Source organism: Actinomadura sp. KC345 (assembly GCF_004348515.1).
GTDB lineage: Bacteria > Actinomycetota > Actinomycetes > Streptosporangiales > Streptosporangiaceae > Spirillospora.
Genome location: NZ_SMKH01000010.1, coordinates 44,531 through 58,409, shown reverse-complemented (window position 1 = coordinate 58,409; position 13,879 = coordinate 44,531). Strand labels below are relative to the sequence as shown.

Genomic DNA, 13,879 nt, shown 5'->3' with positions numbered 1-13,879 from the left:
GGTGCTGTAGGGCGAAGGGGCGGGACGTTCACCGGTGCTGTAGCTCGACGGGAGCGGCCGTTCGCCGGTGTTGTAGGAGGGCGGGAGCGGCCGTTCGCCGGTGTTGTAGGAGGGCGGGAGCGGCCGTTCGCCGGTGCCGTAGGACGATCCGCCGGAATCGCCGGCACCGCCGGGCAGCGGCATCGGGCCGGTTCCCGCGCCGGGGCCGTTCATGCCGCCGCCGCTCATCGCCGGGCCGAGGTCGCGCACGGCCGACGCGGACGGCTGGCCGCTGAGCGGGGACGCGGGCGGCGGCCCGTTCTGGGAGGCCGGCTGGAGGGAGCCGAGCGAACCGCCGTGGCCGTTGGCGCCGTGGCCGTTGGACAGCGGGCTCGCCCCGAGCGAGGACCCGGCCGTCCCGTCCATGCCGGCGAGCAGGTTGACGTACGGGCGCAGGTGGCCGGAGCCGATCTCGATGAGGTCGTCGCACTCCTGCCGCAGCACCCGGGAGATCGTCCAGTTGCCGTCCACGGCGACGTGCACGATCGTGATGCGGACGCCGAGGTCCTGGGCGTCGGCGACGACCTGGGCGAGATCCTCGTCGCCGCTGACCACGACGGCGTCGGTCAGCGCCCCGTTGCGGGCGAGGGTCATCAGGTCGCGGTGGATCTCGGAGTCGACGCCCTCGCGGCGGCCGGGGCGGATGCGGCCGAGCCGCAGCTTGAGGCCGGGCAGGTCGGCGAGCGCGTCGTGCTCGGGAGTGCGGCGGCCCTCGACCGTCGCCTCGTACCAATAGCAGCGCAGAAGCGGCATGCCGGTGCGTTCTCTGGCGAGGTTGCCGAGGAGCTGCAGGAGGCCGCCGAAGTCCCACGAGACGGTTTCGCGGTGGCGCGTGCCGTGCACCGCCATCGCGCCGTCGGCCAGCAGATAGCCGGCGTCTACGAACAGCGCGCAGCGATCCATGCGACACCGCCCTTCCTCAACACGGGAGCTCACAGCATGCCCATCCGGCGTAGTGTCCCCGGGGCGCGCCTATAGCGTAGTGAAGCGCGTATCCCCGGTAGGCCAATACGGCGATTCGCCACTCTTTCACGGCAGCCCGCCGGTTGGCGACTCCCCGGTAACTCGGAAATCAGAAGCCGCGGCGGACGCTACCAGCCGATTCGGGCCGGCCCTGTGGTTCCCCATGATCTTTACGGGAAGAAGCAGGTCCCCGGTTCAATCCCGGGACACCCGCGACCCGGGCTTCAACCGCCCATGGTGCGCGGCGCCACGGGCGCCCTGGTGGGGGGACGTTCCGCGGCTTTCCGCGCGGCCTGGGGCGGACCACGCCGTTTCGTGCTCGCATGTTGTGACTGATTGACCACCAGTTGTTTTCGATTGCGGTCGTGGCAGCGGATTTCCGGGCGGGGCGCGCCGCGCGTTCAGCCGGTGACTTTCGCGCGGGCCAGGTCGCCGAGTTCGCCGCCGTCCCGCGGACTCTCCCAGCGCACGTCGCAATCGCGTCCCGAAATCTCGACGGTGGCGATGGCGTTGTCGAACCACGGTCCGTCGGTCATGCGCCACCGCAGCGGCGTGGCCGGAACCTTCGCCAGCTTCGCCAATACGCGGAACGGCGCGCTGCCCGCCCGCGAGTACGCGAGCCGGTTGGCCCACCGGAACACCCCCGCCAGCGGGTTGCGCAGTGGTGAGCAGACGACCTGCGAGATCTTCGACCGGGCGTCGGGCTCGGTGACCCGCGCCATGTACGAGTAGTGGATGTCGCCGGACAGGAACGAGATGCTGGCCGGCGCCGGGCCCCGCTCACCGCGCCCGACGGCCAGGACGCCGCCGGCCAGCGCCCGGAACGACTGCTCGAACGCCGCCCAGTGCTCCAGGTCGGCGGCCTGCCTGATCTTCTCGCCCAGCCTGGCCGCGGTCTTGCCCCAGACGCCGCCGGCGACGGCCTCGTTCCACGACTCCGCGTGGTGGATCGCCCGGGGCAGCAGGACCGGGAGCGAGCTCGCGATGAGCAGGTGGTCCATGCCGCCCTGGCACCGGCCGTCCAGCCATTCGAACTCCTCGTCGTCGAGCATGCCGCGGCGGTCGGCGGTGAGGAGCCGGGAGCACCTGCTGTCGACGACGATCAGGCGGACTCCGCCCCAGTCGTGCGCGTAGCTCCACCGCGTGCTGGCCGGTTCCTTGTCGGCCTTCTCCGCGAACTCGTCGAGGACGGCGCCCGCGTCACCGGTGCTGTCGGACGCCGTCCGCAGCGCCTTGTAGACGGGATCGGTCGCGCGGTCCTGCGGCGACATGTTCCCGAGGTGCTGGTAGATCCAGTACGAGCCGATCCCGCCGGTGATGCGGTCCTTCCACCAGGGCTGCGACCACATCTGCTGGCGCCACGTGTAGGACGTGTTCCAGTCGTCCCTGATGTCGTGGTCGTCGAAGATGGTGAAGGTCGGGACGGTGGACAGCAGCCACCGCACCGCCGGATCGTCGTGCCAGGCCAGCTTGTAGAGGTAGGTGTACTCCTCGTAGTCGGCGACCTCCTCCACGGGAAGCTCGCCCGGTTCGCGATGGGCCCGGATGAACGCGCGCATCTCGTCGGTCAGCTCGTCGGCGTAGATCTGGTCGCCGACCATGAGCAGGATGTCCGGCCAGGCGACGGAGTCGCCGCCCTTGCGGAGCCGGTCGGCCATCGCGGTGAGCGCGTCGTGGCCGAACTGCTCCACGGTCCCCGGCGACCGGCGGCAGGACCCGAACGAGATCCGCAGCCCGCCGCCCGGGTCGAGCGTCCTGATCTGGGACGGGGGGAACCCGCTGTCTGCTTCGGGCCAGACGGTCTCGCCGTCGGCCACGACCTCGTAGGGGATCCGCGCGCCTGCCTGGAGGCCCTCGACCTCGACGAGCGCGTAGTGGTGGCCGTGCGCGGTGAACGTGCGGGCCCCGGCGTCCAGGCCGTGCTCCTGGTTGACGACCCGGACCTCGCAGGGACGGTCGGTCTCCACCCAGATCGTCGCGGTGTTGTGACTCACGTGCCGGAGGTGGGGCCCGAGTACCAAAACGGTCATGCCAGTCTCTCTAGCCGACCGGGAGCCGCCGCGTCCACCGAACCGGAATCCCGGTCCGGGCGGACGGACGGGCGCGCCGGTGCCGTTCGCGTCGGTCGGATCAGCGGTGCAGGACCTCGGCCTCCTTGCCGGGAGCCAAGCCCACCATGGGACGGTCAGGTCGTTGCGGGGCCTGTCCGCCGATGCTCTGGAGCCACTTCCACGTGTCCGTGACCGTTTCCCGGACCGGCCTGCAACGCAGACCTGTGGAGACGGCCTTGGCGACGCTTGCCCGGTGCATCATGTCGTACGCCTCACCTGGCGGCAGCCAGATCGGAAGGTCCGTCCACGGCTCGATACCCGCTTCGAGGATCCTCTGCGGGGGCGTCCAGACGAGATCGGCGCCGGAACCCGTCGTCCGGATGCACGCTTCGAGCAACTCGCTCATCGTTGTCCGGCCGGGTGGGCTGACCAGGTCGTACGGCCCGCCTAGCCCGTGCTCGACGGCGTCCAAGGTCCAGATGGCGAGGTCCCTGGCGTCGATGTACTGCACGCCCGCGTCGCGCGGGCCGGGAGCCAGCACCTGGCCTCCCCGGCTGATCCGCGTCAGCCACCACGGCAGCCGCCCGATGTTCTCGTAGGGGCCGAGGATGAGCCCCGCCCGCACCAGCAGCGCCCGGTCGCCGAACACCTCGGCCGCGGCCAGTTCTCCACCGCGCTTGGCCGCCGCGTAGTCGACGCCCTCGCCGTCGCCGGGGGAGCCGTCCACCACGGGGGCGTCTTCGCCTGCCCCGGCCGGTGCGGGGAACCGGTACACCGAACGGCTGGAGACGTAGGCGTACCGTTCGCACCGTCCGTTCAGGAGCCGCGCGGCGTCGCGCACGGCGGACGGTGCGCCCGACCAGGTGTCGACGACCGCGTCCCACTCCCCGCCGGCGAGGGCCTTGAGGCCGTCATCAGCGGTGCGGTCGCCGTGGAGGGACACCACTCCCTGCGGCGCCTCATGGCGTCCCCTGTGGAAGACCGTCACGTCCCATCCGCGGTCGAGCGCGTCCTCGGTGACGGCCCGTCCGACGAACTCCGTCCCACCCAGCAGCAGAAGTCTCATGGGGAGAACTCTGCCTTCTGTACGTTCTGTACGGAACACCTGCACGCTCACGGCGGAACGGCCCAACCGCCGACGTGCCGGCGGTGACCGGAGTAGCTTCACAGGCGTGACCGACTCCTTCGACCTTGTCCGTGATCTCCCGTCCGCGCTGCACGACCGGTCGGTCGCTTGGGCGTACATCCGCGGCTTCGCCGCCACCTGGCGTACTCCGCTGACTCCTGAAGACGGGACGCCGGAGGCGGCGCTGGCGGCGGTCGAAGCGGTCCTGGGCATGCGCCTGCCCGCCGCCCTTCGCGAGGCTTACACGCTCTTCGGCCGCCGCGCCGACGTGCACAGCAACCTCCACAGGCTGCTGGGCCCGGACGAGTTCCATGTGGACGACCGCAAGGAAGCCCTCGTCTTCCGTGAGGAGAACCAGGGGGCCGCGTCGTGGGGCGTCCTCCTCACCGACCTCGACCGTGCAGACCCGCCCGTCCGCGTGCGCGCCGACCTCGCGGACAAGGAGGAGGAACGCTGGGAGGGCTGGCTGGACGCCTTCTCCGTCTCCTGCATCGAGATCGTGCTGTCGGAGGCGCTCCAGGCCGACGAGCCCGTCTGCGACCACGGCGACTTCGAGGACTTCGACGAACTGGAGCGCCGCTTCACCCGGCTGCCCTTCCCCGCATACCCCGAAGGCGAGGAGGGCGAGTCCTTCTACGCCGGGCCGGGCGTTCTCCTGTGCGACAGCGGAGGCTGGCTCTCCGTCCGTGCCCGGGACGAGGAGACCCTCGACCGCTTCCGGGACGACTTCCCCGCCGACTGGCTCAACGGCTGACAAGGCCCTCCGACCGGACGCCGTGCCCTCTTACGGACGCCGTGCCCTCCGACCGGACGGCGCGGCCGTCGACGACGACCGGATGCAGTGCGCGGCGGTTTACGGCTACGCCGGAACATCCGCGAATCGCCGCCCACCTCGCGGCCGCGCCCGTCTCGACCACGCGACCCAAGACGCCGCGCAGCACGAGCCCGCGCAGAAGGAAGTGGGCCCGCTCGCGCAGGCCCACCGTGTCGGAGCCGACGCGCCCGGGACGGGCGCTTGATCAGCCGGTTAGGAGGCGGAGCCCTGCGGGTCCGCCAGATCGGCGGTCGTCGTCGGCGCATCACCCTCGTCCGGGTGTTCCTCCTTGCGGGGGGTGGTCCGACGGACGAGAGCCACGACACCGACGCTGACCAGGTAGCCCACCCACATCACGCCCAGCTTGAGCAGGTTCGCGGCGGTGTCGGCGGAGTAGTCGGTGAGGAGGGCGGCGAGCGCGGAGCCGGCGGACAGGACGATGCTGACGTACGCCAGCCCCATGGCCGTCGCTTTCCCCCCGCACAGCGTACGGGTGAGAGCGCCCTGAATCGCGCCCACGAAGCCGATGGGAACGGCCGTGAGCAGTCCGACCCACAGGCGGCCGAACCCGAGGCCGTCTACGACCTCCCAGAACGGGACGTCGTAGACGTCGGCGTAGCCGCCGACGAAGTGGACGTACTCCAGGACGGCGAGGGGAGTTCCGACGAGCAGCACGGCGATGCTGCCGAACAGAGTTCCGATGCCGATCGACGTGGTTTTCGGGCCCCGGCTCCTCCTGCGCATCGAACCGGACCAAGGACGGTAGAGAACGTCGCCATGCTCGGTATAGCGAACCGACAACCCATCCCCAGCGCCTGCCCTCGGGGCAGCGCTCACACAAACGGAGTGTTCACATGCCTGCAACCAACGCCGGGCGTACCGGCGGGTTGCCGACTAGCGCCCCCTGGGGCGGTAGGTCCGGCCGAAGCTGCGCGGGCTGTCCTCGTAGATCTCGACCAGCTCCCAGTCGATCCGGCGCCCGCCGGGCACGTCGAAGATGCGGGTGCCGTCTCCGAGGAACACCGGGGCGACGAAGACCTGAAGCTCGTCGATGAGGTCGTGCTCAAGCGCCTGCCGGGCGATGTCGGCGCTGATGATCTGCACGTCCCGGTCGCCGGCGATCTCCTGGGCGCGCCGGACCGCCTCCACGACGTCGCAGTTCAGCGGGACGATCGACGGGTCGTCGGCGATCTCCTCCGGGCGGTGGGTCAGGATGAACTCGGTCCCGGACCACGCGCCGCCGTAGGCCGCGGAGGTCGTCTCGTCCCGCTCGTCCTGCTGGGCTTTGGCCGCGTCGTAGCCGGCCCGGCCGGAGATGATCACCGCGACGTCCCCGGCCATGCGCTCCGTGGTGCCCTCGGCCAGCGGTTCCCCGGCGGACAGCCAGCTCATGTCGTGACCGGGGCCGGCGATGAAGCCGTCGATCGAGCACGTGAATCCCCAGGCGACCTTGCCCATGTGCATCTCCTCCTGCCGGTCCCACCTACGGAGTGACATCCTCCAAAGTGAGACCGTCGCGGAGGCCGTAACTCATCGGGGTGGCCCCACCTCAGCGTGGGGCCACCCCGGACCTACTTCGTGAGGGTGAGGCCCTGCGCGGGGGCGACGGTCAGCTTGTCGGCGGCCTCGTCCAGGTCGACGACCACCTCGTCGCCGTCGCGGACCTCGCCGGAGAGCAGTTCGCGGGCCAGCTGGTCGCCGATCGCCGTTTGCACGAGGCGGCGCAGAGGGCGTGCCCCGTACAGCGGGTCGTAGCCGGTCAGGGCGAGCCATTCGCGGGCCGCGTCGGACACGTTCAGCGTGAGCTGCCGTTCCGCGAGGCGTCCGGCCAGGGCGTCGACCTGGAGGTCCACGATCTTCGTCAGCTCGGCGGTGGACAGCGCGTCGAACAGGATCACGTCGTCCAGGCGGTTGAGGAACTCCGGCTTGAACGCGTTGCGGACGGCGTTCCACACCGCCTCGCGCTTCGCGCCGTTCTCCAGCGTCGGGTCGACGAGGAACTGCGAACCGATGTTGGACGTGAGGATCAGGATCGTGTTGCGGAAGTCGACCGTGCGGCCCTGGCCGTCGGTCAGGCGGCCGTCGTCGAGGACCTGGAGGAGGATGTCGAACACCTCGGGGTGCGCCTTCTCCACCTCGTCCAGCAGCACCGCCGAGTACGGGCGGCGCCGGACGGCCTCGGTGAGCTGGCCGCCCTCCTCGTAGCCGACGTATCCGGGCGGCGCGCCGACCAGCCGGGCCACGCTGTGCTTCTCGGAGTACTCGCTCATGTCGATGCGGGTGATCGCCCGCTCGTCGTCGAACAGGAACTCCGCGAGCGCCTTGGCCAGCTCGGTCTTGCCGACGCCGGTGGGGCCGAGGAACAGGAACGATCCGGTCGGGCGGTCCGGGTCGGAGATGCCCGCGCGGGCGCGGCGGACCGCGTCCGAGACGGTGCGGACGGCGGTGGCCTGCCCGATGAGGCGCCTGCCCAGCTCGTCCTCCATGCGCAGCAGCTTGGCCGTCTCGCCTTCGAGGAGGCGGCCGGCGGGGATGCCCGTCCAGGACGCGACCACGTCGGCGACGTCGTCCGGGCCGACCTCCTCCTTGACCATCGCGTCGCGGTTCTCGGCGGCCTCGGAGGCTTCTTCCAGCTGCTTCTCCAGCTCCGGGATCTCGCCGTAGGACAGCCGCGCGGACGTCTCCAGGTCGCCGTCGCGCTGGGCGCGCTCCGCCTCGCCGTGGAGCTGGTCGATCCGCTCCTTGATCGCGCCGACGCGGTTCAGGCTCGCCTTCTCCTTGTCCCAGCGCGCGACGAGGCCGGTCAGGTGCTCCTGCTTGTCGGCCAGGTCGGCGCGGAGCCGGTCGAGCCGCTGCCGGGACGCCTCGTCGGTCTCCTTGGAGAGGTTCATCTCCTCCATCTTGAGCCGGTCGACGGTGCGCTGCAGCTCGTCGATCTCGACGGGCCGGGAGTCGATCTCCATGCGGAGGCGGGACGCGGCCTCGTCGACCAGGTCGATCGCCTTGTCCGGCAGGTACCGGGACGTGATGTAGCGGTCCGACAGCGCCGCCGCCGACACCAGCGCCGAGTCGTTGATCTGCACCTTGTGGTGCGCCTCGTAGCGGCCCTTCAGCCCGCGCAGGATCGCGATCGTGTCCTCGACGGTCGGCTCGCCGACGAACACCTGCTGGAACCGGCGTTCCAGGGCGGCGTCCTTCTCGATCCGCTCGCGGTACTCGTCCAGGGTCGTCGCGCCGATCATGCGCAGTTCGCCGCGGGCGAGCATCGGCTTCAGCATGTTGCCGGCGTCCATCGCGCCCTCGGCCGCGCCCGCGCCCACGACGGTGTGCAGCTCGTCGATGAACGTGACGATCTGCCCTTCGCTTTCCTTGATCTCGTGCAGGACGGCCTTCAGCCGCTCCTCGAACTCGCCGCGGTACTTCGCGCCCGCGACCATCGCGCTCAGGTCCAGCGAGACGAGCTTCTTGCCGCGCAGCGACTCGGGGACGTCCCCCGCGATGATGCGCTGCGCCAGGCCCTCCACGACGGCCGTCTTGCCGACGCCGGGCTCACCGATCAGCACCGGGTTGTTCTTCGTCCGCCGCGACAGCACCTGCACGACCCGGCGGATCTCCGAGTCGCGCCCGATCACCGGGTCGAGCCTTCCGTCGCGGGCCGCGGCCGTCAGGTCGACGCCGTACTTCTCCAGCGACTGGTAGGTGCCCTCCGGGTTCTCGCTGGTGACGCGGGCGTGGCCGCGCACCTTCTCGAACGCGTCCAGCAGCGCCTCCGGGGTGGCGCCGAACTCCTTCAGCAGGCCCGCCGCCGGGCCGCCGTCGGCCGCCAGCCCGACCAGCAGGTGCTCGGTCGAGACGTAGTCGTCCTCCAGCCGCTTCGCCCGGTTGGCCGCCGTGTTGATCGAGCGCTGGAGCTGCCCCGACAGCCGCGGCGTCGCGACCGTCGAGCCCTGCGCCTTCGGCTTGGCGGCGAGCTGCTCCTCGGCCTGCCGCCTGATCGCCTGCCAGTCCGCGCCGACGGCCTCCAGCAGCGGCACGGCCGTGCCGTCCGCCAGCCCGATCAGCGCCACCAGCAGGTGCTGCGGCTCGACCTCGGGGTGCCCCTCGGCCGCGGCCCTCCGGACCGCGACCGACACCGCCTCCTGACTCTTCTGCGTGAGCTTGTAGTCCATGTCCCCAGTCCCCACCTGTCGTTCTGGGGGGGGACGGCCCCCCAGACCCCCGGTAACTACCTGGATACTCAGTCCCGGTCGCGCTCGTGCCAGACGACGACGCTCGTATGCCTGATGGGCACCAGGTCGGAACCGGGAGTACCGCCTTGTTCCCCGTGCCGCCGCTGCTGCGCCAGCCGCGCGGCGACGGAACGGGTCGATTCGAGTTCGTTGGCGAGCTCCTCCAGCGCCGCGTGCGCCTTGCCGAGCTCCTCGCGGAGCCGCACGTTGTCGCGCTGCAGCTCCAGGATGTGCTTGATGCCGGAGAGGTTGATGCCCTCCTCCTGCGAGAGCCGCTGGATCTCGCGGAGCATCACGATGTCGCGCATGGAGTAGCGGCGGCCCCGTCCCGGCGTCCGGCCGGGGGACACCAGCCCCATCCGGTCGTAGGTCCGCAGCGTCTGCGGATGGAGCCCGGACAGCTGCGCGGCCACCGAGATCACGTAAACCGGAGTGTCATCGCCGAACGGATCCATCGCCTACTCCTGCTTGGCCTGCTGGAGGAGTTCGGCGCGCAGGTCGTCGCCGGTGCCCGCCTCGCGCAGCCGGACGAGCGCCTCCCGCGCCTGGTCGTCGAGCTTCTGGGGGACCTGGACGTCGACCGTGACGAGCAGGTCGCCCTTGGTCCCGTCGCGGCGGGCGGCGCCGCGGCCCTTCACGCGGAACGTGCGGCCGTTCGGCGTGCCCTCCGGCAGGCGCAGCGTGACGGGCTGCCCCTGGAACGTCGGTACCTTGATCTCCGCACCGAGCGCGGCCTCCGGAAACGTCACCGGGACGGTCAGCGTGAGGTTGTCGCCGCCACGGCCGAACACCTTGTGCGGCTTCACCTTGATGTGGACGTACAGGTCGCCCTGGGGGCCGCCGTTCTCGCCCGGCGCGCCCTTGCCCTTGAGCCTGATCTTCTGGCCGTCGGCGACGCCCGCCGGGATGCGGGCCTGGATCGTGCGGGTGCCGGTGGCGCGCCCGCTGCCGTTGCAGATCGGGCACGGGTCGTCCACGACGAGCCCCCGGCCGCGGCACTCCCGGCACGGCTCCTGGAAGCCGAAGTTGCCGAGGTTGCGGGTCTCGTGCCCGGTGCCCTCGCAGCTCGGGCACACCCGCGGCACGGTGCCGGCCTTCGCGCCGGTGCCCCGGCAGCCGTTGCAGGCGGCCTCGCTGGTCAGCTTGATCGGCACGGTCACGCCGTTCATCGCGCGGCCGAACGACAGCGTCACCTCGGTCTCGACGTCCGCGCCGCGCCGGGCGCGCCGCGTCCCGGTACCCGTCGTGCGGGTACCGCCGCCGCGGTTGAACAGGCCGCCGAACAGGTCGCCGATGCGCTCCCCGGCGCCGCCGGTCTGCGTCCCCGTGCCGCCGCCCTGCTGCCCGAACAGGTCGCCGAAGTCGAACGGGAAGCCGCCGCCCTGCTGGCCGCGGAAACCGCCCGGCATGGAGCGCACCTGGTCGTACTCCTTGCGGCGCTTGTCGTCCGACAGGACGTCGTAGGCCTCGGAGACCTCCTTGAAGCGGTCCTCGGCGTCGGAGTCGCCCTTGTTGGCGTCCGGGTGGTACTTGCGGGCCAGCTTCCGGTAGGACTTCTTGATCTCCTCCTGCGAGGCCGTCTTCGCGACACCGAGGACCTTGTAGTAGTCCTTCTCCAGGTAGTCCTTGGTGCTCACGGTGCCCCGCCTTCTGCTATCGCCACTTGCCACATGTCTTCGCGTGGCCCCGCAGGGCCCGTCCCGGCCGTCCTGGCCGGGACGGGACCCCGGGGATCATTCACCGTCGTCGCCCGCCTCGTCGCCGTCCGGCTTCCCGGCGGCGTCCGGGTCGGGGTCGGCCACCGCGACGCGCGCGACCCGCAGGATCCGCTCGCCGATGCGGTAACCGGGCTGGAGGACGTCCACCACACTCGTCTCGGTCACCTCGGGTGAGAGAGAGTGCATGAGCGCCTCGTGCACGGTCGGGTCGAAGGGCTCGCCCTTCTCGCCGTACTTGACCAGGCCGAGCTTGCCGGTGACCGCCTCCAGGCTCTCCGCGACGGACTTGAAGCCGCCGGTGAGCTCGTCGTGGTCACGGGCACGGCCGATGTCGTCCAGGACCGGGAGCAGCTCGGACAGCACCTGCCCGACGGCCTGCTCCCGGACCGCGACCCGGTCGCGCTCGACCCGCCTCCGGTAGTTGTCGTACTCGGCCTTCAGCCTCTGGAGGTCCGCGAGACGCTCCGACAGCTGGGTCTTCAGCGAAGAGACCTCCTCGGCGTCGGCCTTGGCGCCCCCGTTCGCCGGGGCCTCCGGGGCAGGCGGCGCCGCCGCCTGCTCGCCGGACCCGCCGGCCCCCCGGACCTCCCCCGTCTCGGGATCGATGCGCCGCTTGTCGCGGATCACCGGGCCCTCCTTCTCCTCGCCCTCGTCAGGGGAGGACGTCACGATGCATCACCCTTCGGCTTGTCCTCGTCCACGATCTCGGCGTCGACGACCTCGTCGTCCTGCTGGTCGCCGCCCTGGGCGCCGGCGGTCGGTCCGGCATCCTCGCCGCCCGGCTGCTGCGCGCCCTCGGGGTTCTGCGCGTACATCGCGGCGCCCATCTTCTGACTGACCTGCGCCAGCTTCTCGGCGCTGCCCTTGATGGCGTCGACGTCGGTGCCCTCAAGCGCCTTCTTGACCTCGGCGACCGCGTCGTTGACCTCGGTCTTCAGCTCCTCGGGGACCTTCTCGTCGTTCTCCCGCAGGAACTTCTCGGTCGAGTACGCGAGCGTGTCGGCCTGGTTGCGGACCTCGGCCTCCTCGCGGCGCTTGCGGTCCTCCTCGGCGTAGTCCTCGGCGTCGCGCATCATCTTCTCGATGTCCTCCTTCGGCAGCGCGCTGCCTCCGGTGATGACCATCGATTGCTCGCGGCCGGTGCCCTGGTCCTTCGCGCTGACGTTCACGATGCCGTTGGCGTCGATGTCGAAGGTGACCTCGATCTGCGGGACGCCGCGCGGCGCCGGCGGCAGACCGGTGAGCTGGAAGGTGCCGAGCTTCTTGTTGTACGCGGCGATCTCGCGCTCGCCCTGGTAGACCTGGATCTCCACGGACGGCTGGTTGTCGTCGGCGGTGGTGAACGTCTCCGACCGCTTGGTCGGGATCGTGGTGTTCCGCTCGATGATCTTGGTGAAGATGCCGCCCTTGGTCTCGATGCCGAGGCTCAGCGGGGTCACGTCCAGCAGGAGGACGTCCTTGACCTCGCCCTTGAGCACGCCGGCCTGCAGGCTGGCGCCGATCGCGACGACCTCGTCCGGGTTGACGCCCTTGTTGGGCTCCTTGCCGCCGGTCAGCTCCTTGACCAGCTCGGACACTGCGGGCATCCGGGTCGAGCCGCCGACCATGACGACCTGGTCGATCTTGTCGACGGTGATGTCGGCGTCCTTCAGCACCGAGTGGAACGGCGCCTTGGTCCGGTCGAGCAGGTCGGAGGTCATCCGCTGGAACTCGGCCCGGGTGAGCTTCTCGTCCAGGTGCAGCGGGCCCTCGGCCGACGCGGTGATGTAGGGCAGGTTGATCTGCGTCTCGGACGAACCGGACAGCTCGATCTTCGCCTTCTCCGCGGCCTCGCGAAGCCGCTGGAGGGCCATCTTGTCCTTGCCCAGGTCGACGCCGTTGGCGTTCTTGAACTTCTCGACCAGCCAGTCGACGACCTTGTCGTCCCAGTCGTCGCCGCCGAGGTGGTTGTCGCCGCTGGTGGCCTTGACCTCGACCACGCCGTCGCCGACCTCCAGCAGGGACACGTCGAACGTGCCGCCGCCCAGGTCGAAGACGAGGATCGTCGCCTCGTTCTCCTTCTCCAGGTGGTAGGCCAGCGCCGCCGAGGTCGGCTCGTTGATGATGCGCAGGACGTTCAGCCCCGCGATCTGGCCGGCCTCCTTGGTGGCCTGGCGCTGGTGGTCGGAGAAGTACGCGGGCACGGTGATGACCGCGTCGGTGACGGTCTCGCCCAGGTAGGATTCGGCGTCCCGCTTCAGCTTCTGGAGCACGAACGCGCTCATCTGCTGCGGGTTGAAGTCCTTGTCGTCGATCTTGGTCTTCCAGTCGGTGCCCATCTCGCGCTTGACCGACCGGATCGTCCTGTCGACGTTGGTCACCGCTTGGCGCTTGGCGACCTCGCCGACCAGTACCTCTCCGTTCTTGGCGAACGCGACGACGGACGGTGTGGTCCGCGACCCCTCCGCGTTCGCGATGACGGTGGGCTCGCCGCCCTCCAGAATCGCGACGACCGAGTTGGTCGTCCCGAGGTCGATGCCGACCGCACGTGCCATGTTCTCGTCCTCCGTCGTTTCCGTGTTCCGGTCCAGTCCGGTGTTAGAGCGCCCCGGTCGCCCCCGGGGTGCGGCCGGTGGGGTTGCTCGTTCGCAAGATTGCCCGGCCGCTCCAATGTTGTCAAATGACTTGAGTCACGGAGACTCAACTTTGCTGCCGTCCTCTACAACAGGACGAGTGAGCCCCGTATTCCGGTTCCCGTGAGGGGGGCTCCTGAACGAGAGATGGGCCGAAGGAAGGAGACCCGCCCGACCGCGTCCACCACAAGAAGGACGCCCTCCCCTCCGGGGGAACCGCCCCTCCTGGCGCGCACCATCCGCGCGTCCACGGGTCGGGCTGCGGATCGTTCGGAAGAACGGTCGGCGGATCGCCGAAAGCGGCGGGGCGTGCCGGGCGGGAACCGG

General features: G+C 70.6%; 11 protein-coding genes. 1 reads left to right on the top strand and 10 read right to left on the bottom strand.

Annotated features, from left to right (window positions below; genetic code table 11):
* The 3 genes from E1281_RS03350 to E1281_RS03340 all read right to left on the bottom strand — a co-directional run.
* Positions 1-942, bottom strand: a 942-nt coding sequence (locus tag E1281_RS03350; RefSeq protein ID WP_243716533.1) for an NYN domain-containing protein, incomplete at its 3' end; no start/stop codon positions are given.
* A gap of 461 nt (positions 943-1,403) precedes the next feature.
* On the bottom strand, positions 1,404-3,032 hold the full coding sequence (locus E1281_RS03345; RefSeq protein WP_131875622.1) for an alkaline phosphatase D family protein: 1,629 nt from the start codon (positions 3,030-3,032) through the stop codon (positions 1,404-1,406).
* Positions 3,033-3,132: 100 nt separating this feature from the next.
* Entirely contained in the window at positions 3,133-4,119 is a 987-nt protein-coding gene (locus tag E1281_RS03340) for an NAD-dependent epimerase/dehydratase family protein (RefSeq protein ID WP_131875621.1), read from the bottom strand.
* A 106-nt stretch (positions 4,120-4,225) separates the two neighbouring features.
* Here E1281_RS03340 and E1281_RS03335 point away from each other — a divergent pair, with 106 nt between their 5' ends.
* Entirely contained in the window at positions 4,226-4,933 is a 708-nt protein-coding gene (locus E1281_RS03335) for an SMI1/KNR4 family protein (protein ID WP_131875620.1), read from the top strand.
* A gap of 273 nt (positions 4,934-5,206) precedes the next feature.
* Here the strand turns inward: E1281_RS03335 and E1281_RS03330 are convergent, their stop codons facing one another.
* From E1281_RS03330 to dnaK, 7 genes are all read right to left on the bottom strand, one after another.
* Complete coding sequence (locus E1281_RS03330; protein ID WP_131875619.1) at positions 5,207-5,737, bottom strand: hypothetical protein; 531 nt, start codon at positions 5,735-5,737, stop codon at positions 5,207-5,209.
* Between the two features lie 150 nt (positions 5,738-5,887).
* Positions 5,888-6,490 carry a dihydrofolate reductase family protein gene (locus tag E1281_RS03325; RefSeq protein WP_207943075.1) on the bottom strand — a complete coding sequence of 201 codons (603 nt, stop codon included), beginning with the start codon at positions 6,488-6,490 and terminating at the stop codon, positions 5,888-5,890.
* Between the two features lie 74 nt (positions 6,491-6,564).
* Positions 6,565-9,162, bottom strand: a complete 2,598-nt coding sequence (clpB, locus tag E1281_RS03320) for an ATP-dependent chaperone ClpB (protein ID WP_131875618.1) — start codon at positions 9,160-9,162, stop codon at positions 6,565-6,567.
* Between the two features lie 68 nt (positions 9,163-9,230).
* Positions 9,231-9,677, bottom strand: coding sequence for a helix-turn-helix transcriptional regulator (locus tag E1281_RS03315; protein ID WP_131875617.1), 447 nt, complete (start codon positions 9,675-9,677; stop codon positions 9,231-9,233).
* 3 nt (positions 9,678-9,680) lie between these two features.
* Positions 9,681-10,859, bottom strand: a complete 1,179-nt coding sequence (gene dnaJ, locus E1281_RS03310) for a molecular chaperone DnaJ (RefSeq protein ID WP_131875616.1) — start codon at positions 10,857-10,859, stop codon at positions 9,681-9,683.
* 96 nt (positions 10,860-10,955) lie between these two features.
* Positions 10,956-11,612 (bottom strand): nucleotide exchange factor GrpE, encoded by a 657-nt coding sequence (gene grpE / locus E1281_RS03305; RefSeq protein WP_131875615.1) that lies wholly within the window; start codon positions 11,610-11,612, stop codon positions 10,956-10,958.
* Positions 11,606-13,474: a molecular chaperone DnaK gene (gene dnaK / locus E1281_RS03300; protein WP_131875614.1), complete on the bottom strand. Its 1,869-nt coding sequence runs from the start codon at positions 13,472-13,474 to the stop codon at positions 11,606-11,608. Before dnaK ends, grpE begins: the two co-directional genes overlap by 7 nt.
* Positions 13,475-13,879: the final 405 nt, after the last annotated feature.